This is a genomic window from Sphingomonas sp., from assembly GCF_048595155.1.
Lineage (GTDB): Bacteria > Pseudomonadota > Alphaproteobacteria > Sphingomonadales > Sphingomonadaceae > Sphingomonas_I.
The window spans coordinates 55,669-80,285 of record NZ_JBMDXN010000055.1; the positions used below are offsets into that span (position 1 = coordinate 55,669).

Here is a 24,617-nt window from a genome sequence, read left to right on the forward strand (position 1 = left end):
TCGGTTAGGGAGCGTAAACGGAGGTTCGTTCAGCTAGGTGTGACGGCGTTAGGCGCCTAATTTCCGCCGTTCAGCGTGTTCACGCGGGAATCTGAAAGCGCGAATGCGTTGGTAAACGGCGGTGGTAAAGGGCAGCGTCGAACACCACGTCAACTATGCCTGGATAGTTGGTAGCGGTACTATCTAAGACTCGATTGTGCCATCAATCCAGCGAGGGTCAGGCTTTCCGTCACCTGCGTATCTGCGATCAGAATGTAGTACCAAGGCTTGCCATCGCCCTCAGCCGCGAACTCATTTGCGTTAGCAACCCACGCACGCGCAGCGCGGGTCTTTTCTAGCACCACTGGATCGTCAAGCTCACGCTCGGCCTTCACCTCGACGATCAGCTTGCGGTCGTCGCACTCCACTACAAAATCCGGCTCGTAGCGGCGGCCGCGGTCATATTCGATATCGAATTGGCCGGTCGCGGGCCGAAGCCATTTCAGAACGCGCGGCATCCGGTCGCTGTCGATGATCGCCGCGAAGCGGCGCTCTGGATCGCTATCAAACTTCTGGAACTGATACGGGCATTTCTTCGACCCGTAGAACAGGTAGCTTGACGTCGATGCTAGAGGATTGGCGGCCTCGGTAAGCGGAAGCCGCTTGGTCAGGCTCACGCCAAGCTGCTGAGACTTCAGCGCCTTGAACGAGCGCACGCGCCGCGCCCGATACTCCACCGGCGTTTCTCGGTAATGATCGCGCATCTGATCAAAGATGAAACGGGCAAGCGCCTTGCCCTGTTCGAGCGCGACGGCTTCCACCTCTTCCTCGGTGGGCAGATAGGCGCGCAGCCGCTCCACCATCTGCCCAGCCAGCTTGTAGAGGAGATCGGCCTGACTGTCGTAATCCACTTCGGGGAAGTCGATCAGGTGGCGGATCACATAGTTCTCCACGCGCTTTTCGCGTGGGCCGTCCTGCGATCGGGCAAGCTCGCGCTGCACGTCCGTCCGCAGATTGCGGATCAGGATCGTATCGGAGCTGGCGCGGAAACGGATCGTGTCGAGATTGCAGAGGTCGAAGTCGTCAAACCAGAAGTTCACCTCCCGGCTAGGCAGCACGACAATCTCGGGGATTTCAATACTGTTGTCGGCAATGGACGCCGCGATCTGCGCGACCAATTGCTCCACGTCCGCCTGCGGGAGAACGGTGTCGAAGCTTCCCTGCGCCGCTTGTGTCGCCTGCCGAACGTCACGCGCGATTTGCGCCTGAACCTCAGGATTGCGAAGATCGGCGAGGCCGCCGGTTAGCGTCCGCTCATATTTGTCGCGGATGAACTCCATCGTCGTGTTCGCATAGGCCACCTGTTCTGGCGTTGGCGGCACATAGGCCGCGCGCTCATCGTTCACGCGCGCCGGAGTGTCGCCCAGTAAATCGAGCTGCCAGCCTGTGAAGATCGCCTCAGCAACGGTCGGCACGGAAATGACCTCCCGATGCTCGGTCGTGATGTCGCCACCTTTGCCGATGGTGAGCGTTTTCATGGCGATGACCGAGTTGGGCTTGCGCGCCTCTTGGATCACCTCGTCGAAGCGATCATGCGCGATGACGGTTAGCGTATCGACCATCTCGTTGCCCGTTCGCGCGCCATAGGGCAGGCGAAGGCCGCGCCCGAGGGTCTGCTCGGTCAGGATTTCCGATGCGGACGCGCGTAGCGGAACGATGGTATAGAGGTTGGTGACGTCCCAACCCTCCTTCAGCTTGTTCACATGGATCACGATATCGGTCTGGGCGTCGTGTTCCAGACTGACGAGCCGGGCCATCGCCTCGTTGCTTTCCTCACCGGTCTGGTTCGAGTGAACCTCGATCACGCGACCGCGATAGCTGCCCTGAAAGAAGTCGTCGCTTTCGAGAAAACCGTGGAGGTCTTTGGCGTGGTTGGTGTCGCGTGCGACGACCAACATGAACGGGTGGACCGAAGGGCGCCCCGATTGCCGCGCGTATAGCTCCAGCTCCACCTTCACCTGTTCGTGATAGGTGATGCCGTCCTCCAGCATGATCCGCTCAAGCTGCGCTTCGTCGTAGTCGGCACGCCGGAAATTCTCGCGCGTGGCGACTGCCGGCTCCTTCACATAGCCATCGGCCATCGCTTGCCCGAGGCCATAGTGATAGATCACGTTGCGGAAGTCCTTGGGGCTTGCGCCCACGGTCTTCGGCGTCGCGGTCAGTTCCAGACCCAACTTCGGCTTGAGGTCATAAACGGCGTTTGCGGCGGCCTTGGCGCGATAACGATGCGCCTCGTCCATCAGCATCACCAGATCGTCGAGGCCGGCGAGGTAATCGAAATAGCTCTCGCCCAGCGTCTCGCGGAAGCTGCGGATGCGGCCCTTCTCCTTGTTGATCTTGTCGACGTTGAAGATGTTGATGATCGCATCGCCGATAAGCTGGGTTCCGCGAATGCCGCGTCCCTCGTCCCATGTGTCGCCGGTGACGATGATGGGCGGCGTCTGCGCGAACTCGGCGATGCCCCGGAAGACGTATTTCGGCGAGGACTGGCGCGAGAAATCCTCGACCAGCTTGTCATAGATCGTCGTGTTGGGGGCGAGCAGGAAGAAGTTCTTCGACCGCCCGGTGAGATAGAGATAAGCGATGAACGCACCCATGAGCCGCGTCTTCCCGACGCCCGTCGCCAGCGAGAAGCACAGCGACGGAAAGTTGAGCTTTTCGAAGCTTTCCACCGATGGATAGGCGGCCGCAATTTCAGCGAGCAACGTCTCCGTATCGACCTCACCGCTCCAGTCGATCCGGTCGGCAATGTCCGCGAGGATCGTCAGCGCCTCCTCCTGCGGCTTCCGCAAGGAAAGGCGCTGCGCGACCTGACGGCGAACGCGCTGGTTAGGCGTCAGCGTAATAGGATCGGCCTCAGCCATTGGCTTGGCCCTCCACGGCATCAAAGAGCGGCCCGGCGCTATCCTCCGGTTCCGGTTCTGCCTCTGGCAACGCCGCAACGTTCAGCGAATAATCGTCGCGCCCCCATTCGCATTTGGTGAGGATCGAAGATGGTATTTTGCGGCACGTCAGGTTGGCAAACGCGTCCAGATTGCCGCTGAACGCCTTGGCGCAAATCATCAGCGTCCGACGCGGACCTACCTCTTCCGAGAGCAAGCGCAGGGCCTCGTGCGTCAGGCTCTGCGTGGTGACGTAAAGGAAGTCTGTCTCGCTCGATTGGCCGTGCCGCCAATATTCCGCCTCGTCCTGTGACGGCGCATAGGTGAAGCCGAGATGCTTGCACATGGCCTCCGCCAGCATCGGCCCGTTATATTCGCTGGAGATGACCCAATTTCCCCAGCGGTCCTTTTCCAGCAGCGAGGGTGCGAGCGTGTAGTAACGGAAGCCGCCGCCGCCTTTCCAGGCGACAGCCTTAGTGATGCCACCCTGATCCACGCCATCGACAACCTTCTGCAGACGTGGCGCGACATGAGTGTCAGCATGATCGCCAATTTCAACCATGATCCAGCGTCTGCCCATCTTGTGCGCGACAGCGCCGGTGGTCCCAGACCCGGCAAAGCTGTCGAGCACAAGTTCGCCCTTCGCACTCGCCAAATCGAAGCAGCGTTTTATCAGGGCTTCCGGCTTCTTCCCCTTTGGAAATTCAACCCCGCCTTCTTGATGGAGGTTATTGGAAAGTATGTCGTCCCAAATCGTTGTTAACGGTTCTCCCGCAACATACTGTCCGTCGACCAACTTCAGCTTATCGGAATAAAATAGCAAACGCTGACCTCCTACCAGATAAAGATCGGCATGGTCAGCGCGCTCAAGGCAAAATATCTCTTTAGGAGATGCCATAGACTTGTCGATCATGGCACGCGCAGCGGCACTCACGGAATTATAATCTGGACGAGCCGGCTGAATGACACTCTCGGCATTCTCGACAACAAACGCCTCTAGCTGTGGCTCCAGATCGTCGCCGAGGCGCTTCTTCAACTCCTTCTGCGGTATGCCTACATGACGGCTGAATGCGTCTGAAAGGGTCGTGAACCTCCACCGGCTATAGTGATCGGCCCGATTTACGATGAACCGCCCATACCGCTTGTCGCGTGACGCGCGCGCAGAAAAGACGCGATTTGGTTTCCAAAGGGATTTATCTTTGGCGTAAATCAGTATGAAATTAGATGTTGTCACGACACCCGGATTAATGGACTTATGCCCAGTCGCAGACCCCTGCTTAAACGTAATAACATTGATGCGGTTTGATCGTCCGAATATCTCGTCGCATACCACCATCAGGTAGGCTAATTCATTGTCATCGATGTGGACAAACATTGTCCCATCCGCACTTAGCAGGTTGCGGAGGTGCTTAAGGCGTTCCCGCATTAGCGAGAGCCATAGCGAGTGCTCCATTCCGTCATCGTAGTTTGGGAAGGCCTGCTTCGTATTGAAGGGAGGATCAATGTAAACACACTTCACCTTGCCCGCGTAATCCGCTTCCAGCGCCTTGAGCGCGAGCAAATTGTCGCCCTTAATGAGCAGGTTGTCGAACAGGTCGCCCTCGCGCCGGGTCGCTGCGTGATAGCTCTTGTCGGGGTGCTCGATCAGGATGCGCGGCTCCAGCTTCGGGCGCTCCTCCTTGCCGGGCCAGGTCAGTTCAAGTTTGGTTTTCTTCATCGTCATGGCGCGATCGTTAGCCCGTTCTCCAGAGTGTGTCGCGCGGATAGCTCCGCTTGTGATTGCATCGGCAAACCGAGACGCTTTGCCTTGCCGATGACGGCATTGCGGCTGACGCCGCCAAGCTGTTTCCCGATGTCAGCCGCCGAGGCACCCTGCGTCCAAAGTTTCTGAAGCAGCGCGACGCGCTCCGCAGGCCAAGCTCCCGAGGGAGTTGCCTCAAGATCGGTGTGCGAAAGCTCCACACTCTGCGGAGAGGCTTCCACCAGCGATGCGGTCGAGCCGTCCAGCGAGGCGATGCGGCGAAGCAAGTCGGCCCGTTGCTCCTGATATCGCCGGAACTTGGGCGAGCCGGAAAAGAACCTCTGCCCCTTCGCATCCAGCGCCGCCAGCATATCCATCAGCATGTCGCGCTCTGCCACGATCTTTCCGTTGGTCGGCGGCGACGGTTCGATGATTGGGGGTGGCGCGGACTGTGTGAAAGTCTCGCTCGGTTCTGGCGTGGGGTGCGTCGCTGGCGCAGCGAGCTTTTGCAGAACGGGTGACGCCTTGGGCAGGTCGTTGCGGCTGCTATTCTGAGAGGCAGATTCTTCCGAAGCGAGCGCGAGCTGCTCCCGTTCCTTCTGGGCGGCGGCCTCGGCTTCCGCCTTCTTCCGCGCCTGCTCGACAAGTCGCGCACGCTCGCGCGCCTCTTTCGCCCGGCGCTCTTCATGCAGGCGCAATTCCCTACCTTGGACGCGGCGCAGGCTCGCGCCGCCAGCACCGTGTTCAGGCGCAAGCGGATTACGCGGGCGGATCGCCCCAACGCCATGCCAGCGCACCACGAAGATCGGCTCCACCTCGATTATGACTTCCTCCCGCCGCCACAACGCTTCTTCCGACCTCGTCGCGTTCGACCGGATTTGCGCCACCTCCGCTCGGCTGTCCTCGAAAATGGCATCGCTCTCCGCGTCCAGATCGGCGATAAGCTTGTCGAAAATCGAGCGGGCCTCGATGGTCAGCTCGGGGAAACGCCGACGGCGGCGCAGGTCGTTTATCTGGCGCATCAGCCGATCGGTCGCCATCCGCGCCCGCGCTTCCACGGCGGCAACACGCTCGTCGGTGGCGATCAGGTGGCGTTGCAGGGCCGAGTTCGTCTCGCGCTGCCAGCGCGCATAAACCTGACCTTCTTCCTCGCAGAGAAGTTCATCGAGTAGCTCGGGCGGATGCTCGAAACAGGGGCCGAGATCGGACCATGAACATTTGAGCAAATTCGCCGCCTGAAAGGCGGGAATGGGATTTTCCCATTCGTCACACGCCGCGACGATCACGGTGCGATAGATTTCCGTGGCGCTTTCGAGGGTGGCTTCCGCCCCGAGAAGCCAACCGTTCTCACCGCGAAACCGCACGACATGCGACCAGTGCCCCTCATAGGTATCGAGGTCCAGTTCCATGCAAAGCGGTGCTTGGCGGAACTCCTCCAGCATGGATCACGCTACTGACCAGCGCAGCGTGAACAGCTCCTCGACGCGGGGCTGACGGTCCAGCAAGTCGGAGAACTCGTCGAGCCGCTCGTTGATTTCCTTGCCGATCTTCTTCTTCGCCTCGAACTGGCTCATCTTTAGCTCGTCGCGTGCTGCCTCCTTTTTGCGGATATCGCGCATGACAGCGACCTTCTCCTCCATGCCGAGATGCGGAGAGAGCTTCTGCCGGTTCAAATCCTTCAATTCATCATCGACCGTGGCGATCTGCGCTTCGATTTCGATTTCCATGTCGCGGGCGTAGCGACCGAGGCGCTCTTCCTCCTCGATCAGCCAAGCATAGTTTTCCTGCTTCATCCGTTCGGAGAAGTGGCCGAACTCGAAATCTTGAAGCTGCGTCAGCCGGTCGTGCGGGACGCCTTCTTCCATGCGGCCATCCGACTGCGCCGGCGCCATCATCATCTTGTCGCAGACTGCCGGCGTGACGAGTTCACCGCCGTCCGTTTCGCCGACGACGATGATTTCCTCTCGTTCAGCACCGGGGGTTGGCATGATGGCTCTAAAGGCGCGCATCCAGCCGGATTGGCCCGCCAGTTCAACGACGCCGCCTAGCTGGCCCGCATAGGGATAGTTAGCCGGATCGAAGCGCACAACTTCCGCACCATCGTTCGACGCGCGAGCCTTGGCGCGCTCGATCAGATCGCTGCCGAGCCCCTCGTTGACGCGGAAGAACTGCCAATCATTCTCATCGGCTAGCGGCCACTTCGTCGTCCACTGCTTACCGTCCCAGCCGAAGCTTTCGCTGTCCGGCGCGGGGAAATCGGCGTCAGGCAGCTCGGCCTTCGCAACCATGAGCAGGCGCTGTTTGAACTCGGGCAATATCTGCGCCAGCGCCTCGTTGCGGCGATGGAGCTTGGCGACGACATCGGCGTCCATGTTCTCCAGAACCTTAGCGCGGGCCACGGCGAGGTCCGCGTCGATGCTGTCCTGAATGCGTGCGGTCAGTTCGTCGAACTCGCGGTCGGCCTCGTCGGCGCTGCGGCAGCTCTGAACGATCCGCAGCACTTCCTTTTCGAAATCAATGCCGTCCGTCAGGATGCCGAGCACTTCGTCGCTAGACCCGAAGACGCCCTCGAACAGATGAAGCTTCTGCTCCAGAAGCTCATGGATGCGCGCTTCGGCGCGGTTCTTCATGTTGAGCATGTTGACGACGGTGACGTCGACCAACTGGCCGTAACGATGGCAGCGGCCAATCCGCTGCTCGACGCGCTGCGGGTTCCACGGCAGGTCGTAGTTGATGAGGAGCGAGCAGAACTGGAGGTTGATGCCCTCGGCTCCGCTTTCCGTGGCGATCAGGATTGCCTTGTCGTCGCTCCTGAACGCCTCGACGATTGCCGCCTTCATATCGGCGGTCTTCGATCCCGAGATGCGGTCAGTGCCCGCATGGCGCTCTTTCCACGCCGCGTAAATTTCCTTGCTGTCGTCGTCGTTATTCGAGCCGTTCATCAGCACGATCTGCCCCGCATAGTCATTGGCCGTGAGCAAATCGCGGAGGTAATTTTGCGTGCGGACGCTCTCGGTGAAGATCACCGCCTTGCGCTTGCCGCCCTTGTCGCGGATTTGATCCAGCACGTCGGGCAGGTTCTGGACCAGCTTCTCTCCCTTGGCGTTCGAACCGATCCGAACCGCGAGGTCGCGCATGGCTTCGACGTGAGCGATTTCCGCGGCGAGCTTTGCCGGATCAATCGGCTCCTCGTCGAACTCTTCTTCATCGTCCAACGTCTCGCGATCTTCCTCGAACGCGTCCTCGAGGTCATCGGTCATGTCCGGGGTGGCGCGCTGTTTGCTGCGAAGCCGCTCCAGCAGCGTTTCCAGATAGCGGGCAACGGCACGGGTCGATGACCCGAGCATCTTTCTGGCCTGCAACACAACGAGGGCGTTGTTGCGGCCGCCATAGGCAATGGTGCCGGTATCTTGGAGATATTCCGACAGCATCTCGTAAAGCGTCGTCTCCTCGTCATAGGGCTCGAACTGAAAGGTAACCGCATGGCGCTGCCGGAAGTTGATATGGCCGGCTTCCTGAACCTGACGGCGCAGCGTCCGATTGCAGATCGGCTTTAACCGCTCGCGGAGGATTTCCTGTGAGGCCGGCGTCGCGGCGGCTCCGGCATATTGCGCGCGAAACGCATTTTCCCCGCCGAAGTGGGTATCGTCGATCATCGAGACGATGCCGAACAGCTCCATCAGCGAATTCTGGAGCGGCGTCGCGGTAAGCAGTATCTTGAAGAAGCCTTCCGTGGCCTGCTTCAAAGCCTTCGCGCCCTTCGCCGTATTCTTCCGATGGACGTTGCGGAGGCGATGGGCCTCGTCAAAGATCACCAGATCCCACTTTGGTCTGCGGATATCGTCCGCCTTCCGGGCCGCGAACTCATAGGAGCAAATCACGACACCGCCGCCTACTTCGAAAGGCCGGTGCTGACCGCCCTTCTTCATGTCGTTGTAGGTTTTGGCTTCGAGGATGTGGCTTTTGATCGAGAACTTCTCGAACAGCTCCTGTTGCCACTGTTTGCGGAGCGATGCCGGCACGACGAGCAGGATGCGCTGTTTGTGCTCGGCCCATTTCTGCGAGATCACCAAGCCTGCCTCGATAGTTTTGCCGAGGCCCACTTCGTCCGCCAGCAATACGCCTTTGGCATAGGGCGACTTCAATGCGAAAAGCGCGGCGTCCACCTGATGCGGGTTCATCTCCACGCGAGCTGAGGTCAGCGATCGGGTGAAGGCATCTTCGGCAGTTCCGGCGACGGTCAGCCGATGCGCGTGATAGTGCGCCTGGATTGGCAGGTATTCAGACATTCTCCCCCCGGTTCACTTTTTGACTGCTATCCACCTCCGCCTCGCCTCAGCGGGTCGGTACATTGCAGTCATATTCGCCGAGTATGCCCAAGGATAGAGGAGTTTCGCGTAAGTTGATTGCTAGGAGAAGCGGGTTTATTTGATCCATCATCCGGGGCTCTGATGCAAATTGAACTGCTCGTTGAGCAGCACGAAGGTAGACCGGTCGCCGGCGCCATCAAACGTCGCAATCTCTCGGTCGTCGCTCTTCGCGGATTGAAGAAATAGCCGCTTCCTATCTGGTGCGGTCGCAAACTCCAGGGTGAGTCTTTTCAAACCTCGCCAGCTGCCGCGAGGCGCTTTGACTTCTACTGTCGCGGTCCCGTCCTCGGAGGGGAGGAGGATCGCCAAAGCCCCCTGCTCCTGGAAGCGGTCCATGATATCGCGAAGACTCAGGCAGCAGTAGGTAGCTCCCCCCTGCTGGATCAGTATCCGCTTGCGCAGATTTTGCTGCTGTAGCTCGCCATAATAGTCTTCGTCATCACCGACGATTTCGGCGTCGCCAGCCTCATTGTCATCCACTGAATTGGCGACGGTCTCTCGCGTTGGATGCGGCACTGGAGGCGCATTCGCTGGGCCTATACTCTTCGAAGCATCCCTCGCTCTAATTAAATCCTCCATAATGCCGACGAGAAACTGGTCACTGGCAAATGCGCCCTGCTCTTCGCCATCGACGGTGAAATCGGACGGGATAATGCTGTCCGGGCCGCATCCTTTTTCATCGGGTAGCTTACCGTCGGTTGGGTTCAGGACAAACGTTAAAACGTGGGTCTCGCCGTTTGCGGAGTTCCTTTTGCTGGCATGCAGAATGAACGCATGCTCGGGGCTCCTTGACCACGACACCGCGAAACCATGACTCTTGAATCCCTCCAAGAGCGTCGCAAGTGGCCCGCCGATGGCTCCGCTGGAAGGCAACCGGAAACAGCGATTCACAAAGCTGGCTGACGGCGCGTTTAGGTAATTGCAGCCCCCAAGCATCATGGGGGCGAGCATCATCAGCGCGCGAATTGATTTGCGCATAAATATCCCTGGAACGAGAGGTGGGAGGCGATTGCACCCGATGTCCGGGCGCTACGCATGATCAGAGCCGTTTGAGCAGCGCGGCCTTCTGTTCGCCGAACTCTTGATCAGTAAGCGCTCCGGCTTGATGGAGCTTGGACAGGCGCTCGATCTGCGTGAGGGGGTCGCCTTGACCGAGCTTCGATACGAATGCCGTCGCGCGAGCACCCACATCAGAGGCTGATGCGTCGGTTGTGACGACGCTTGGCGGAGCGCCGAAGCGATTAATACCTGCGTCCCCGCGTAAGCAGACCTGGAAGAGCAAGAAGCCGCTTATGCAAAGCACGCCGGCCAAGCATACAAACCCTAGCGCGGTGTAGACTGTCTCCATAGGCCTGAACGCGGCCTGGGCCTTCAGGTGCACCAACATGGCGTTGATCCCGTTGAAGATCCAAAGAACGCCTAGCCACCAGCCGGAATAACCGCGATCGTGGAGCCGGCGGGCCGTCACGGAATAGGCGGGGATAACAAATACCAGCATCACCAAGATAGTTAGCGTGGGATAGCTGGCGTCCGCCGCGATATCGAACGTAAGCGCGATCGCAACCAGTACAGCCATTAGTGCTATAAACTGCCAATATTCTGCGCGCCCAGAGCGACCGGAAAACTCGAACGCACGGCGAAACGCCCTCGTAATAGGCATGTAACTGTCCCCTGATTGGAAAGCGGCCGCACGCATGAATGCATGCACTGGCAGCCGAAACATTGTTGAACGGGAGAGGGGATCGCCGCAGCCTAAGGCGCGCGGCATGGCATTGGCGTTTGGTGGCAAACGGCCGAGCATGATTCCCCCACGGTCACCGCGCCCCGCCCCGAAAAGCCGGGTCGGTTAGTCGCGCGTGACCGTAGGAAACGCGCCCCGCGTATTCCCCGAAGGTATTATATTTCGCAGGCCGCCCGACCTTACGGTCGAGAGCCTACGGTCACCGCCTCACGCGGATCGCTCCTCACGACTAAGATCGGAGCGACTGGGATGGTGTACGTTGGTCAGCCAGCGTTGTCCACGCGGTCGGTTAGACCTCGAAAACGATCCCCGCCGAACTGCGCCACGTGAGCTTGTGGCGTCCTTTATGGCGCGGGTGACGCAAGCCTATTGAGCGGATGTTTACCCATTGAAGACCGCCACTATCAAACAGCAACAATTTCGACGGGGTGTAGCCGGCCACGACGGTCCAATGGTTATACACCCCCCAGAGGAGCGTTAGCACCGGCGCACCCGCATCAATGGTTTTGAATAGGCCTGCCAGCGCACTGTCCACGCAGTCGGGACGCCCCCTTGGGTAGATCGACACCGCCTTGGACTGCGCGCCGCCAATCGGACCAAGCGTGGTGAGCAAATGATCGCGTAGGTGCATCCATAAACGTTCATTCATTCCGTCCAGGCTCGCCAGTTCCAAACGGCGGCGGCGGCCCAAGAAACGAATGCCTTCATCGAACAGCAGTCGGCGCTGCCGGGGCTGGAGGGGCTGGAGGGGATACGCAGCCAGCGCGACTGCGTTGATGATGCAATAAAGGCCGCATAGTCGATCCAGCGCCCCCTGCTGCAACGGCTTCAGCGCGCCATACCCGGGGACGCTAATTTCCCTCTGCTGTGCCATGCTTAGTACTCACTTGCGAGCATGATGGTGAGCACGCGGGCTGTTACGTCAGGGTCGGCAGCGTCGGGGGAACCGCACGTCAACGTCTTGTCGTAATAGTCAATTTTCCAGAAAATCCTGTGGCGCCCGACGTCCACCGCACCGAAATCCCGTTCGCCGTAGGGGTCATTATCCGCGGCGAAGTTCCGGAAAGCCGCGACCGCCTCAAGGACCCGTTGAAGCAATATGGGGCCTAGCGACCGGACGCCGCTGGTTATCACCATCCGGCCGCCGCGCATTTCCGTCCGGAGCGCATCATTCAGTCGGCGAATGTGCGCCTTGCGCTGATCAAGCTGGGACGCGCGCAATCTGTTTTGAGCATAGCTTTCCTGTTCGCTGCGAGGCATCGCTGCGGCCTTTCTGAACATGATTGTTAGTGGGAGCTGGTCAGCTCAAGCCGAGCGTACCGTGGTCGGGACGGAGCTACGGCCACGTTGACGCAAAGCCGCGCGAGGCAGCCTCGGGCCGGTTGCCCGAATGCGTTTTGCTGGGGTTGAAGCGCTTGCGGCATGCAGCTGCCAGCAAAAGTGGTATAGCAAAAATGCCACGCTAGAGCAATAACGTTTTTATTTGAGATAGTTAGCGCAGTTAAGGCCACCAGTAATCGGGGTAATCGCTATGTGAACAGCTCGCAATTGGGGAAATAGCTGTCGCTGCCAAACGACCACGGCAGCTTACCCAAGGAGCGTTTCATTTCCCAAATACCCCGCCCAATCATTCATCAAGGCCCGTCGTCTTTCTACAGCAGTTCCGCGTCGATAGGCGCGCTCAGCTTTGTTTTGGATAGTGTGCGCCAATGCGGACTCAATTATCTCCCGAGGGTGCGTAGTGACATCACCGGCCCAGTCTCGGAACGTCGATCGGAATCCATGAACGGTTATGTTGCTGTATCCCATGCGCTTGAGCAGCATGCTCATCGCCATGTTGCTTCGGATAGCGCCATTCACAGCGAATATTCGTCCTTTGGGGTGCTGCTGATCCCCACGCAAATCAGTCAAAACCTGAAGTGCCGCATCCGAGAGCGGAACTACGTGCTCAACGCCCGCCTTCATGCGCTCAGCAGGAACCGTCCATCTTTTATCTGAAAAATCGATTTCTTCCCAGGCTGCCGCAAGCGCCTCTCCACTGCGCGCAGCGGTCAGGATCGTGAACTCTAAACACCTGGCTGACAGGGCGGTCCTGCCCCGCAATTCCGATATAAATTGGGGTGCCGCCCGGAATGGAAGCGCTGCGTGGTGACCTCGGCTAAGCTTGGACTGTTTCGGCAGGAGCACATCGAGGTGGCCGCGCAACTGCGCTGGGTTGGTGGCATCTTTAGGACGAAGGCCACGCGCTTTGGCGGCCGCCAGGATCCGCTCAATACGCCCCCTTACACGGTTGGCAGTTTCAGGGAGGCGCAGCCAGATGGGTTGCAGCACCCCAAGCACATCATCTGTGCTGATTTGCGCGACGGGTGTGTCGAGCATCGCCTTTGCGTGGTCGCGCAGGCTGGTACGCCACTGCTTGCGATGCGTCGGATTTTTCCAACCGGCTTCAATTGCGCTGATAAATGTCTCGGCAAAATCGCCGAAAGTGACCACCGTCTCCGGCGCCTTGGCAGCCATAACGATCTTCGGGTCGCTGCCCGTGGCGATGGCTTCACGCATATCAGCAGAAATCTTGCGCGCAGCCGCAAGGCTGACAGATGTCGCCGGCCCAAGTCCAATTTCAACGCGTTTGCCGGCGGCAGTGGCCATAAACACCCAGGATCGCCCTCCCCCCTGGGTGATCCGGAGATACAAGCCGCCCCCGTCGGAGTGCCGCCCAGGCAACTTCAGTGCGCGAACCTCACGAGCCGTCAGTTTGTTGATCGCGCGCGACATGAAAGCTCCGAAGCATGATTAGCGCTTACTCATGCCCACTTTTATGCCCACTTTCAACTTGGCTCTTGGCGACCTTCAGCGCTGCACGGCGGACACCCAGTTTACCCGATATCAAGTAATTCAGTGCTTTAAGGTCTCCGGCGGTCAATGGCGAACGGATGGTTATAATCCCTCCGTCTCCGCCACTGGGTCATTTCCCAAAATCCGAAAAGATCCGTAAAAACGCTGGAAAACAGCGGTTTTTCGGGTGATTCGGCTCCCTCTTTGTCCCACCGCACCCCACCTCGTCCGATTTGAAATGTGGGAAGCAGTGTGGGAGAATTTGAGGATGACCGTGCATGGTTTCCGATCCTCGTTCCGGGACTGGGTCAGCGAGATGACAGAGGTCCAAGGCGAGGTCGCGGAAGCGGCGCTTGGCTGCCTCATCTGCCACAAATGAGCGCCACCGCCCCGCATCAGCGGGACCATAGTTCGCGCGGCCTTGCGGACAGTCTGCGCGCCGCCGAGCCGATCTACATTCTTCCGAAGGACGACGCGGCCGTACGCGCCTCGCGCCCGTCATCCAGCGCGCGCACCTGCTCGTCCTTTGGCGTGAAGCGATCGGCATAGCAGACGGTCGTGCCCTTCTCGCCCTTGCGCACCCCACCGCCTACCGCCTGCGCCTGTCGGAACGTGAGCCAACGCTGCGAACGATAGCCGCCTGCTACCACCGCCGCCCACAGGATCAGAATGTTGATCCCGCTATAGGCCCTGCCCGTCCCCGCATTATGCGGCATGGTGCAGTCACACGCCGTCTCCTCCCACGGCTGCACCCAGGGCAAACGCCCCTGCTCCAGCTGCGCGATCACCCGCGCTGTCACCTCGGCATAGAGGCTGGTCCGTACGTTCTCTTGGCTGATCCCGACCATGGTCCTGGCTCCTTCAAAACCACACCACGGCCCGGCCGGACTGGCGGGGTGGGCGGCAGGAGCGCGCCGGCAGTCCGGCTCAAGCGGCAGGCAACACCTGAAAGGCCGCAACGACAGTGGAGGAGCTGCGCATCGCGCAGCTTGCGCCCGCCGCGGCGTGCCTAACGGAAAGCGACGCCCACCCCGCCACACCGTGCCGGGCACGGCAACGCCACCGCGCGTCCGCGCGGTGACCGCAGCCCCGCAGCGCGATCGCGCTGCCGCAAAGGCTCCGCCCGGAGCCTCATCAGGATCGCACCCTCGCAAGCGGCCCGGCCGGCGTGGCGGCGTGCGCGCGCGCCTGGGGGTCAGCCGCCGCCGTGTCCTCCGGGCCGCGCGCGTGTGCCCACGCGGCTAACCAAGACGCGGCGCACTCTGATGGCGTCGTCAGACGTCCGGAAGTGTGCGCGCCGCAGACCGCGTTCCGTTTGACCGCGCGCGCGCCTGCAGCGTCAGGAAGACTCAAGTCGTGGGCCAGACCTCAGCGCTGCAAAAGAGCCCGGATAGCTATCGCCCGGTCGATCGCTCCTGCGCTCCCCACACTCGGAGAAAAAAACGATCAACGGCGTAAGGGGCAAGATCGCTCGACGTGATCCACTGTGGCGTAAATTGCATCCATTTTGAATGTTCAAAAGCGCAGTTGCTGCATCTAAGCTAAATGCGCGTCGGGGGATTGATGATGCCAGACACAAAGAACGTGTTGATCAAATATGGGATGTGCCTCTCGCTCTGCGAAATGGCCATCAACAGTCAATTCATCGCGGCATGGCGCATATGGCTCAAGGCTAAATCGCTCAATAATAACATCAGAATTGATCACAAAAGTGGAGGCGAGGCCTATGTGCTGACGGCGACGCTCGGGCCGCCCAGCATATCCCTGACCGGCGGGCGCGAAGGTCATGCCGACCTCAAAGTGAAACTGCCCATCGCCTCCGGCGCGATTGTCACCACCCCGGGCGGCCAGAAGCTCAAACTGGACGGCGCGAGTTTAACCTTTCCGGTAGATCTCAAGAAGCAGCGTGCCTCGATCGAGCAACTCGCAAAAGTCGATCCCGACATTGCCGAGCGCGCAGAAGAGATGATCACGGCAGCGCGCCGCAACGACGGCATCACGTACGACAAGATCTCGATCGAGGCTTTGTTGCTCGATCTCTCGAACCCCGCAGCGATCGAACGCGGCATGGACATCCGCAACGCCAAGGACGAGCCCTTCCCTGCCGATCAGGCCCGCATCATCTCCGAATGTTTCGGCCAGCTTCTCCGGGAAGGGGCGAAGCGCGACTGCATCCTCGGTACGCTGGTGCACGTAAAACCGCAGGCGCAGCGGCGATCGACCCTGACGCCAACCCGTTTCACCCACGACATCTTCACCCACCCGACCGACAATCGGGTGAGTTCCCTCAATTATCTCGGCACTTTCGCCGACCCCTCTTTGCCGTCCGAGGAAGAGGGGCGTGCCGGCATCTTTGGTCCCTGGGTCGATGAGGGGAAGATTGTCAGCGGCGGGATGACCGCGGGCATCATGGCCATACGCGGCGAGGACTTCAGCGGAGTGATCATCAATGCGCTGCGCGACGCCTTGAACCCGCAGCAGTTTTTCCGCGGTCAGCATTCGGCCAACTTCTTTACCCACCGGCACGACCTCCGGATCTATGAGGGAGGCGTGCTCGAATATGACAGTGAGGTGCGCCAGGATGTCATCTGGCAGATGGATCTGGAGCGCCAACCCGACAATGCCGGCTATGACATCGATCTGCGGGTCGAGGTCTTCGTCGCCCTGGCCTTGCGCCACAGTCTTCTTTCCGATTTCCGCGGTCTCTGGTCGAGCAAGGCACGCTCGCGTCTGACGCTGACGTTTGAGGAAAAGAATGACGACGAACTGGGCTTCTCGCTCTTGCCGAGGCTCTTTCCGCCCCGGCCGCAGTTCGACCGGGAGAAAGTACGGTTCGAGGAAATCGAGCATAGCTGGACCCGCGATGTCGATCGCGCGATCGGCAAGGTGCTGGGCCAGAATGCGCCCGAGGAGATGTGCGAGCGCGAGACCGAGCAGATGACCGATCACATCAGCAGGGTGCTTGCCGATGCATTCTCCGCGCTCGAGATGCGGCTCGCCCACTTCGAATTCATTCCGCCGGGCGACCAGGACTTCCTCTTTACCACGCCGCGCTTTTCACCAAGAGGCGACCTGTTGCTGGACGTGAAATATCGGTCGCCCGTCATCATTGCTTGATCGCCGTTTCATTGGGTGCGGCCTCTGTGTCGCGAAGCTTTTCGACAGGGGAACCGCACATGAGAAACTCGGCACAGCCGGACTTCGCCCGCTTTTCGACGCAGGATCGTGGCGGCCGTAAGTTCCACTTCACCGCCTCGACCGACATCATCGACTATTTCGAGCCGGCGCGCGCCTTCGGCAGGAGCGATCTTGCCAGCGAAGATGGTGCCGGACGATTCCAGCCGCGCGTGGTGGCGGTGCCGGACCGCCGCGCCGGAGCCACCGCCCCGATGCTGTTCACGCTCGGCAGTGCGCAGTCGCTTCACCTCGTCCGCACAACCGCGGACGCGAGCGCCGGTTGGGAGCGGATCGATCTGCATTCCGCGTTTCGCAACGATCTGCGGCCGGAGCCCAAGGTCGCCGCGTTCCACGTCGACTGGAGCGATGACGACCGCATGACGCTGATCGTCGCCATTCGCGAGACCGCAGATACAAAGGCCTGCCGGATCATGGTCGCGGACGGCCTCAGCAGCTGCGACACGGACTGGAACGCGATCGGCTGGACCGACTGGGGCGTGCGTGACGTTGCCGTTCAGGGCATCAAGCTGTCGCGACGCGCCGAGGGGTCTTGGCTCGCCGTCCTCTGTGGCGCCGAAGGGCCGCGCGGGAAGGCCTATCTGCTGCAAAGCGGCCAGGACACCAAGAGCTTCGCTGCGGGGATCGAATTCGACACCGGCATCACATTGCGCGAGATTTTGGCCTTCGAGGTCGGGCCCATGTCCGACGGGTTGGAAGCGATCCACTGCCTTGGCGTCGACGGTCAGGGTGCCCGTGGCCTGCAGTCGCGCAGCATCCCACAATTCGACAGTCGCGGCCGCGCCCGAACAAGCCCGCCGGTTCAGGTTTGGCGCTGCCCCGCGGCCGCCAATGTGCTGGCCATCGGCCGTCCGGGTCCCGACGGCGCGGATCTCTATATCGCCGGAGACGGCGTGCATTGCATCGCTGCCGAAAGCTTTGATTATGGTGCGAGGGCGACACGCAGAGAGGTGATCTCGCCCTTGCTGGTCAAGGGCACCAGCCGTCTGGTCGTGGCGGAGACGCCGGAAGGCAACGCCGAAATATGGACGATCGACGCGCTGGGCCAGCTCTGGAGCGCGCGACGGGAGGGCACCGACGGCAACTGGAGCGCACCGCTGCTGCTGCGCGAAGACATTGCGGAAGTGGCGCCGGTCCCCGGCGGTGACCATGTCGCAGCCACGCTGCTGCTCGTCTACCGCGGCGGCAGCGCCGCACATCTTTGGCGGGACGCGCAGGCGCAGGGAAGCTGGCACGAGGCCGAGATCAACCTCGCCGATCCGGAAGGGGGGGCCAAGACCACCTGCCTCGGCACCAACTTCCGCGTGCTGTCCCACAACCGCACGCCGCTGGCTGGGCGCCGCGTGACACTAACTGCCTCGGTTCCCTGCAATCTCGTCGTGAACGGGCGCAGTGTCTTCGTCGGACCGGGGCTCGCGACAATTGTAGAGACGCGCGAGGACGGATCGATCGGCATCTTCAATCGTGCCAAGAGCTTCGGCCCGGCGACCTACCGCCTCGCGGTCGATGGGCTCGAACAGGCAATCGATCTTTCCCCAGGAACGGTGATCCTGAAGCGCCTCGGTGCGATCAATGCGGACACGCTGCGCGCGGCGACGGTCAACGACAACGAGGCGCTGCTTCCCGAAGACTTGCGCAGTGGTGCCGACCGGGACAAGGTCGAGGGGCTGGCGCGGGCGCTACGCGAAGCTGCACAGCTCGCGCCTGCCGGTAATAGCGGCGTGCCCGGCATCAGCTTCGTGGATCCCGACGCCGCCTTCAACAACCAGATCGATCCCGATGCCTTGCCGGACAATTACGCTCTTTCGGTAAAGGCTGGCGCCGACGGGCTTGAGGTGACGACGCAGGCGGCGCCGCCACGAGCACAAGGCGGCGGCTGGATCGAGGGCGTCGGCGACACGCTTGCCGACCTGCTGGAAAGCGGCCTGGGCGCCCTCCAGCGTGGGGCCAGCTACATCATCGCCAAGGTCGAGGACGGCTACCACTTCCTGTGCGAGATCGCCGGCAAGGTGAAGGCGTTCGTCCTCAGCACGATCGAGGAAATCGGCAATTTCTTCGAGAAGTTGTGGGAGTCCGCCAAAGTTGCGGCGGAGAAAGCCTGGGACTATCTGAAATTCCTGTTCGAATGGGAGGACATGCTCCTCGTTCGGGACATCATCTCGAACGCGGTGGAGCACCATCTGATCCAGGGCCGGCGGCAGGTGAACCGCGGCAAGCGCGCTGTGTCGGCGGCGATGGAAGGCTTGCGCGACAGCATCCAGACGGCGGCGCATCAGCTCGGCTTGAGCAATTATCAGAAGCTGCCGTCCGCACGCGCGCTCGACGCCGCCAATAAGGTCGCGTCCGACGCGCCACCGGATCACGAGGCCGAGGCGGCACAGAATAACAGCATCACCGCCTGGCTGCGCGATCAGTTCAACGCGATCTTCGATATCATCATCCGGATCGAGCCACCGCAAGTGCCCGCCGATGTCGCCGAGCCCGATCTGCCCGCGGGCACCGTGCTCACGACGATCGAAGCCGGGTGGAACGCAATGAAGGGCGACATCCAGGAGCTGGTCGGCCCGGACTTCGAGCTTGGCGACCTGAGCTTTGACCTGCTTCAGCGGATCGTCGTCACGATCGGGCTTCGCTTCGCCGAGACCGCGGTCGGCACGCTCGAGGTGATCGCCATCAAGCTCCTCGAGCTGATCGACAAAGTGCTCGAGGCGCTCCACACGATCCTGTTCTCAACCGTCCGCTTTCCCTTCATCGAGAAGATGTTCGACTTCTTCGGACTCTCGATCGACACAAGCTTCCGACTGATGGACATGTTCGCCCTGATCGTCGCGGTCCCGACCACTCTGGTCTACAAGGTGGTGACGGGCGAACGTCCGCCCGCGGCGATGCGCCATTGGAAGTTCGACGACACCAACATGGCGGTCGCGCAGGACCAGAGCAAAGATCCTGCAACCTTTGCCGAGGTCTGGCGGGATGTGGCAGGAATCGCCGGCCCGCTCGCGAACATGGCATATTGCGCCTACTGCGTTTATTCCGAGAACAAGTTCGCCAAGATCGACAATATCGATGTCATCCCTGGCGGAAGCTATGGCCGATTGAATATCGGCAAGGATGCAGGATCGACCGGACTGCTGTTCCTGACCAATGTCGTGTTCGAGATCCCCTATTTCTCGAAGCCGGAAACCGACGAGGTCGAGACCCTGCAATATCTGCTGATGCTGAGCGGGCTGCTCCAGGTCGCCGTCAAAGGGGTATCGATGGCGAAACGCCATGCCGAATTCCAATATGCGATGGCAACCGGCGGGCTCCGCCGCTCATCCGAGCAGGTTTACAAGGATCATATCGCTGGGGCGGCGTTCGACCTCTTCTTCGGACTGCTCAATCTGATCCTGAAGATCCTGGTGTTCATCAAATCATCCGTCAGCGGCTGGACCGGATGGACCAAGTTCGGCTCGGGCGTCATGAAATCGTTAGGCCAGATCCTGATCTACTTCGGCACCTGGCGCAAACACCCGTACGTGATCATCGCCGGCGGCGTCGCCGCCGCCATCTCCTGTACGCTCGCGATCGTGAACGCGCGATTGGTCAGCTCCGCTGCCAGCAAGAAGGACGAGGGCAAAGAGCAGAAAACCGGCGACCTGTCGCTGCGACCAACCTGACTCAGGAGGGAAGCCCTGGCCAGGTGCCACCGCCGGGGCCAGGCACCGGCAATGTATCGGCAAGCAAGACCCTGAGGATGGCTTCGGCATCGTCCTCAGGATGGCGTGACATGAGCGCGGCCAGCCGACCTGCGACCGTGGCAGCGGCGCCGCTGGTTCCGCCTGGTGGTCCGGGCTTCGCAAGCAAAGTCGGCAGACTGCCTCCGCCTTCGTCCGAACGAAGCCATTGGCTGTAGCGCGCAGCTTCGCCCGTTCCAGGATCAAGCGCGCCGACACTCACCGCTTCGGGCAGGATGGCCGGCCACGGCAGGCCCGGCCCAGCGCGCGTCTCGGCCCAATTGCCAGCGGGCACCACCGTCAGCACGCCCCTCGCGCGTAGCGCGAGGACGGCCTGCCGCATGTCCGTGGCGCGATACGCCTCGTCGGAATGATTGTGCGTCAGGTCTGCCACCGCAACCACGGCGATCCTGATCCCCAGGCGCTGACGATGCGCCATGATCCACGCGAAGACCCGATCGAGCGCCGCCAGCTGTCGTAACGTCCCGTCGGCGTCGAGCAGGCGAACGGCGACGATAGCGGCGTCGGGATGGTTCGCGATCAACGTCCGGCAGAGCGCATCCGCGTGCGTCGCCCGTCGGTCGCGCCAGTCGGCTACGTCGCCCACACCGGAAAAGTTGACGCCCTCGATCACATGCGCCGCCGGCACGTCGTCCGAGACACCGGTATCAACCACGCAGATCGCAGCTGGAAGCGTGCCGCTCAATGTGGCGATGCCCTCCGGCGCTGCAGCGGTTGGCGGCGGCTCCCGTTCTTCTCACCCTTCACGTTGAGGCCGTCTCCTGAGAAGAGCGCATACCCACACGCGCGCTCAGTTGAAGGCAAGGAAAAGCTTACCAGCCGCAGTGCTCAGCAGAGGGCATCCGACGGTAAAAATCCCGGCCTGCACAAGGTCGGGTCCTTCGGTGGCCCCGTCAAACGTCAACCGCGTCTTTCGCACATTGGCCCGCGAGGTGCGCGCATCTGATCTTGTCGGCACACCGCCCACACGACCTGAAGCGGTGCGGGTGTGGTGCGCAGGACGCGCGTCCACCGCTCGCCGAACACACATGACGGGTGGGCGCAGCATCGCGTCACGCGGAGCGCGTCATCGATTGTCAGGCCTATTCCGGCGCGGCGGTCCAGATCGACTGCACAGCGCTCGGACGGCCGGTCGGAGCGGCTTCGGCCGGTCCTTCGACCGCCCCCATCAGACCGTGCGTCGCGCTTTGCGGCGCCGGACCATTGAGGAAGGCGTAGAGCAAGGTACGTTCGCCAACGGTCATGTCGCGCGTGACCGGCATGAAGCGGAAATTCTCGAAGTTGGCAGGGTCGGTAAGCTTCTTCAGCATTGGGCCGAACGCATAGACCTGCTTCGGATCGTCGAGCATCAGCCAATTGTCCATGCACGGCGCCATCGCGTTCCAGTTGGCCAGCACATAATTGTAGACGTTGTTCCAGCTCGGCTCGAGCGTGTTCATCCAGCTGTTGGCAGGCAGCGAGCGCACATAGCAATAAGGTGTCACTAGCGGCGTGATCGTGACCGGCTGCGGCTGGCTGCCGATGATCGGCAGATAGCCGATCACTTCGCCCTGTCCCGCGGTGAACGAAAGCGTCACAAGACCGCTTGCATCCGCCGTCAGCTCGGTCGGGTCGCCGATGATGTTGCCGTTGAAGTCGAGCGGATAGACCGCGACCGCCGTACCGGCACCACCCGGCACACCCCGATCGTAGATCTGGAACACGACGTCGACCGCGTCTCCCTGATTGGCATAGATGTTCGGGGCAACCGGAATTGGCGTGAGCGCCGTCTCCTGCAGCATGACATTGCCTTGCGCGACCAGCATCAGATCGCGGTTCGCGGCCGCGCTGATCTGTTCGGCGGTCAGCGGGATGGTCAGGATCCCCGAACCCTCTTCGTAGGCCGACTGATCATATTGGCTATAGGCGATCGTCGCGAGATTCTGCGGCTCTCCCGCCTCATCCACATAATTGAGAGCAAGTGACCCCCAATCCTGCTTGGTGAGGTCGAGCCCGGTCTCCGGCGTCGAATTGCTGAGGTCGAGCGCGATCGAGTCCGTACCTAGCCGCGCATAGGCGGTACCCAGCGTCGGAAGGCCAGGATGCGCGGGAAAGGAACAGGTCACCAGCGACCTGTCACCCGGCTCGTTCAGCGGCTCGCCCTCGCGCCACAAACCCATCACACCGACGAACTTGCTGCGCGCCGGATTGGGCTGGAACCCGCCCGCCTCGAGTTTGGCCACCAGTTCGGCCGCCTTCACGCCGTAAAGGCTGGGGTCCGTCGCCAGCTCCGGCGTGTCGTAATAGACGGTCCGGTAGGCGATGAAGCGCATCGTCAGCCCGATCACACCGGGCTCGCCAAGCGCCTGCTGGAGCGCCGCAAGCGCCGGCGAGTCGAAGGCATCGATCGTGAGATCGCTCGTGCGGAAAGAGGTCTGCCAAATGACCGAGGCGCACCCGGCGGTGGTGAAGACAGGGTTGCGGTAGAAATTGATATAGCGCGCGATCATCCGCGTCTGGCGCCGCGCAAGGATGCGGCAGCCGCCCTCGATGCCGAGCGAGAAGGTGTCGAAGAACAATTGCGAGGACTGGGAGCCATAAGGCTCCAGATCGACCAGCATCGCGTTCAATTGCGCCGACGCGCCGACGAAAGGATCCTCGGCCATGCAGCCCTGGCCCAGATCGACGCCGGACACCTCGGACGCCGTGATCAGCGAATTGGGACAGGAGGGGTCAGGCGTATCCAGATCATAGAAGGTGGCGCGATGCGTACCGTGCGGATTCCAGTTGCCGCTCGGTCCGCGCGGCGAGTTGATCTTGGCGAGGACATCGCCGATCGCTTCCTGGCGAAAGGCCTGCACCGTCGACAATATCTGCGTCTGTGCCAGCCCCTCATCATATAATGGCTGGTAATTGTTGGTCACGATCGGGTCCCAGGCGACGTTGCCGCGGAACAGGATGCGCGGGGTTTCGAGAACGCTCATGCGGCCTCCTATCAGCCGATGTAGAGGAAAGCCGGGCCGGCAACCGACCCGCTGTTGAGGGGCGTCTGGAGCGCGATCAGCGCCGCCTTGCGCAGATCGAACATTGCCCTGACGGCGATCCCCATCTGACCGACCCCGCCCTTGAACGTGGCCTGCAGCGCATCGACCAAAGCGGTGAAGGCGAGGTTACAGGCCTTCTGCGCATCCTGCGCCGCCTGCGGCTCGCCCGAAAAGTCATGTTGGCCGGGATTGGGGATCGCGGCGTAGACCTGCGTGTAATCGACGCCGAAGCTGTCGGGACCCCATTGGAAACTGCTCCCCGACCTGGTCAGCACCAGGTTGCGGTTCATCTCCTCGAACCGGTAATAATGGGCAGGCTGGTTCTGGAAATCGAGCGGGGACGCGTCGGTCCCCTCTTCCGTGCCCTCCCCTTCCGACACGATCTGCGTGATGGCACGATGCGCGTCGGCATAATTGGTCACCGCGAACAATTGCCCCGGGAAGAATTGCTCATCGACGATCTGGACGCTTTGGGCCTGCCAGGCATTGTCGGGCAAGGTTGCGAGGAAGGCGTCGAGCTTCGCGTAGAATTGCCCGATCGTCTCGGTCTGGCTGTCCGCCAGCGCGGCCATGACCACCGGGAATATCAAGGGGTTTTCCGGCTGCTCGATTGCCATCCCCTGCGCGGTTGCGTCGGGGGAAAATGGCAGCAGGCTGATCGTCAGCGGCGCGCCGCCCGGGGGACCGATATCCCCCGGCAACGGACCGGGGAAAACCGGCGGAAACGGTGGCGAGGCTTCCGGCTGCACCAGTTGCGGGGTTCCGCCGAGTGCGCTCATGATATTGCAGGCGAGACACATGTGAATCATTTCCTGCATGACGATGTCGCCAAGATATTGGGCGGCGGCGGCGTTCGTGTCGGGCAGGATTGAGAATTTGGCGTAAAGATATGGCGGCAGCGTCGAGAATTCGAGTTCCACTGCCATCTGCAGCCGGTCGATCGCGTCCGCGACAGTGCTGAGCGGCTTTGCCTGCAGTTGAATCATGCGAGTCGGCCCCCTCCCCTTCAATGGCGACAGGATGCACGATTCAACGAAGACACCTCACAGTTTTA

At 61.2% G+C, this 24,617-nt stretch carries 15 protein-coding genes; 2 read left to right on the forward strand and 13 right to left on the reverse strand.

The features are described from left to right. Nucleotides 1-179: 179 nt before the first annotated feature. From ACOJSI_RS08960 to ACOJSI_RS09005, 10 genes are all read right to left on the reverse strand, one after another. Nucleotides 180-2,903, reverse strand: coding sequence for a DEAD/DEAH box helicase family protein (locus ACOJSI_RS08960; RefSeq protein ID WP_420137926.1), 2,724 nt, complete (start codon nt 2,901-2,903; stop codon nt 180-182). Next, on the reverse strand, nt 2,896-4,638 hold the full coding sequence (locus ACOJSI_RS08965) for a site-specific DNA-methyltransferase (RefSeq protein WP_420137996.1): 1,743 nt from the start codon (nt 4,636-4,638) through the stop codon (nt 2,896-2,898). The genes ACOJSI_RS08960 and ACOJSI_RS08965 overlap by 8 nt, the downstream gene beginning before the upstream one ends. 2 nt (nt 4,639-4,640) lie before the next feature. After that, the gene (locus tag ACOJSI_RS08970; RefSeq protein ID WP_420137927.1) at nt 4,641-6,104 is read right to left on the reverse strand and encodes a GcrA family cell cycle regulator; all 1,464 of its coding nucleotides are present in this window, start codon (nt 6,102-6,104) and stop codon (nt 4,641-4,643) included. Between the two features lie 3 nt (nt 6,105-6,107). Further along, a complete protein-coding gene (locus ACOJSI_RS08975; protein ID WP_420137928.1) occupies nt 6,108-8,951 on the reverse strand; it encodes an SNF2-related protein in 2,844 nt (947 codons plus the stop codon). Nucleotides 8,952-9,098: 147 nt separating this feature from the next. Continuing rightward, nucleotides 9,099-10,010: a hypothetical protein gene (locus ACOJSI_RS08980; RefSeq protein WP_420137929.1), complete on the reverse strand. Its 912-nt coding sequence runs from the start codon at nt 10,008-10,010 to the stop codon at nt 9,099-9,101. 61 nt (nt 10,011-10,071) lie between these two features. Then, entirely contained in the window at nt 10,072-10,833 is a 762-nt protein-coding gene (locus ACOJSI_RS08985) for a DUF805 domain-containing protein (RefSeq protein ID WP_420137930.1), read from the reverse strand. Nucleotides 10,834-11,062: 229 nt separating this feature from the next. Then, the gene (locus tag ACOJSI_RS08990) at nt 11,063-11,647 is read right to left on the reverse strand and encodes a hypothetical protein (protein WP_420137931.1); all 585 of its coding nucleotides are present in this window, start codon (nt 11,645-11,647) and stop codon (nt 11,063-11,065) included. Nucleotides 11,648-11,649: 2 nt separating this feature from the next. Next, nucleotides 11,650-12,054, reverse strand: a complete 405-nt coding sequence (locus tag ACOJSI_RS08995; protein WP_420137932.1) for a DUF3768 domain-containing protein — start codon at nt 12,052-12,054, stop codon at nt 11,650-11,652. A 306-nt stretch (nt 12,055-12,360) separates the two neighbouring features. Continuing rightward, nucleotides 12,361-13,548: a tyrosine-type recombinase/integrase gene (locus ACOJSI_RS09000; protein WP_420137933.1), complete on the reverse strand. Its 1,188-nt coding sequence runs from the start codon at nt 13,546-13,548 to the stop codon at nt 12,361-12,363. 512 nt (nt 13,549-14,060) lie between these two features. After that, on the reverse strand, nt 14,061-14,456 hold the full coding sequence (locus ACOJSI_RS09005; RefSeq protein ID WP_420137934.1) for an ArdC-like ssDNA-binding domain-containing protein: 396 nt from the start codon (nt 14,454-14,456) through the stop codon (nt 14,061-14,063). A 718-nt stretch (nt 14,457-15,174) separates the two neighbouring features. On the opposite strand from ACOJSI_RS09005, the gene ACOJSI_RS09010 reads away from it, so the two are divergent. After that, nucleotides 15,175-16,725 carry a hypothetical protein gene (locus tag ACOJSI_RS09010; protein ID WP_420137935.1) on the forward strand — a complete coding sequence of 517 codons (1,551 nt, stop codon included), beginning with the start codon at nt 15,175-15,177 and terminating at the stop codon, nt 16,723-16,725. A gap of 59 nt (nt 16,726-16,784) precedes the next feature. After that, nucleotides 16,785-20,462, forward strand: a complete 3,678-nt coding sequence (locus tag ACOJSI_RS09015; RefSeq protein ID WP_420137936.1) for a hypothetical protein — start codon at nt 16,785-16,787, stop codon at nt 20,460-20,462. 1 nt (nt 20,463) lies between these two features. Here the strand turns inward: ACOJSI_RS09015 and ACOJSI_RS09020 are convergent, their stop codons facing one another. The 3 genes from ACOJSI_RS09020 to ACOJSI_RS09030 all read right to left on the reverse strand — a co-directional run bounded on the left by ACOJSI_RS09020 (nt 20,464) and on the right by ACOJSI_RS09030 (nt 24,549). After that, nucleotides 20,464-21,225 (reverse strand): S8/S53 family peptidase, encoded by a 762-nt coding sequence (locus ACOJSI_RS09020; protein WP_420137937.1) that lies wholly within the window; start codon nt 21,223-21,225, stop codon nt 20,464-20,466. Nucleotides 21,226-21,622: 397 nt separating this feature from the next. After that, a complete protein-coding gene (locus tag ACOJSI_RS09025; protein ID WP_420137938.1) occupies nt 21,623-23,503 on the reverse strand; it encodes a hypothetical protein in 1,881 nt (626 codons plus the stop codon). 11 nt (nt 23,504-23,514) lie between these two features. Continuing rightward, a complete protein-coding gene (locus ACOJSI_RS09030; protein ID WP_420137939.1) occupies nt 23,515-24,549 on the reverse strand; it encodes a ferritin-like domain-containing protein in 1,035 nt (344 codons plus the stop codon). Nucleotides 24,550-24,617: the final 68 nt, after the last annotated feature.

What these genes read in the sequence shown, in the direction of transcription:
- ACOJSI_RS08995 (WP_420137932.1), bottom strand. Translation starts at nt 12,054, where the DNA reads ATGTTCAGAAAGGCCGCAGCGATGCCTCGCAGCGAACAGGAAAGCTAT.
- ACOJSI_RS09025 (WP_420137938.1), bottom strand. Translation starts at nt 23,503, where the DNA reads ATGAGCGTTCTCGAAACCCCGCGCATCCTGTTCCGCGGCAACGTCGCC.
- ACOJSI_RS08990 (WP_420137931.1), bottom strand. Translation starts at nt 11,647, where the DNA reads ATGGCACAGCAGAGGGAAATTAGCGTCCCCGGGTATGGCGCGCTGAAG.
- ACOJSI_RS09000 (WP_420137933.1), bottom strand. Translation starts at nt 13,548, where the DNA reads ATGTCGCGCGCGATCAACAAACTGACGGCTCGTGAGGTTCGCGCACTG.
- ACOJSI_RS08960 (WP_420137926.1), bottom strand. Translation starts at nt 2,903, where the DNA reads ATGGCTGAGGCCGATCCTATTACGCTGACGCCTAACCAGCGCGTTCGC.
- ACOJSI_RS08970 (WP_420137927.1), bottom strand. Translation starts at nt 6,104, where the DNA reads ATGCTGGAGGAGTTCCGCCAAGCACCGCTTTGCATGGAACTGGACCTC.
- ACOJSI_RS09010 (WP_420137935.1), top strand. Translation starts at nt 15,175, where the DNA reads ATGCCAGACACAAAGAACGTGTTGATCAAATATGGGATGTGCCTCTCG.
- ACOJSI_RS09005 (WP_420137934.1), bottom strand. Translation starts at nt 14,456, where the DNA reads ATGGTCGGGATCAGCCAAGAGAACGTACGGACCAGCCTCTATGCCGAG.
- ACOJSI_RS08980 (WP_420137929.1), bottom strand. Translation starts at nt 10,010, where the DNA reads ATGCGCAAATCAATTCGCGCGCTGATGATGCTCGCCCCCATGATGCTT.
- ACOJSI_RS08965 (WP_420137996.1), bottom strand. Translation starts at nt 4,638, where the DNA reads ATGAAGAAAACCAAACTTGAACTGACCTGGCCCGGCAAGGAGGAGCGC.
- ACOJSI_RS08985 (WP_420137930.1), bottom strand. Translation starts at nt 10,833, where the DNA reads ATGCTCGGCCGTTTGCCACCAAACGCCAATGCCATGCCGCGCGCCTTA.
- ACOJSI_RS08975 (WP_420137928.1), bottom strand. Translation starts at nt 8,951, where the DNA reads ATGTCTGAATACCTGCCAATCCAGGCGCACTATCACGCGCATCGGCTG.
- ACOJSI_RS09030 (WP_420137939.1), bottom strand. Translation starts at nt 24,549, where the DNA reads ATGATTCAACTGCAGGCAAAGCCGCTCAGCACTGTCGCGGACGCGATC.
- ACOJSI_RS09015 (WP_420137936.1), top strand. Translation starts at nt 16,785, where the DNA reads ATGAGAAACTCGGCACAGCCGGACTTCGCCCGCTTTTCGACGCAGGAT.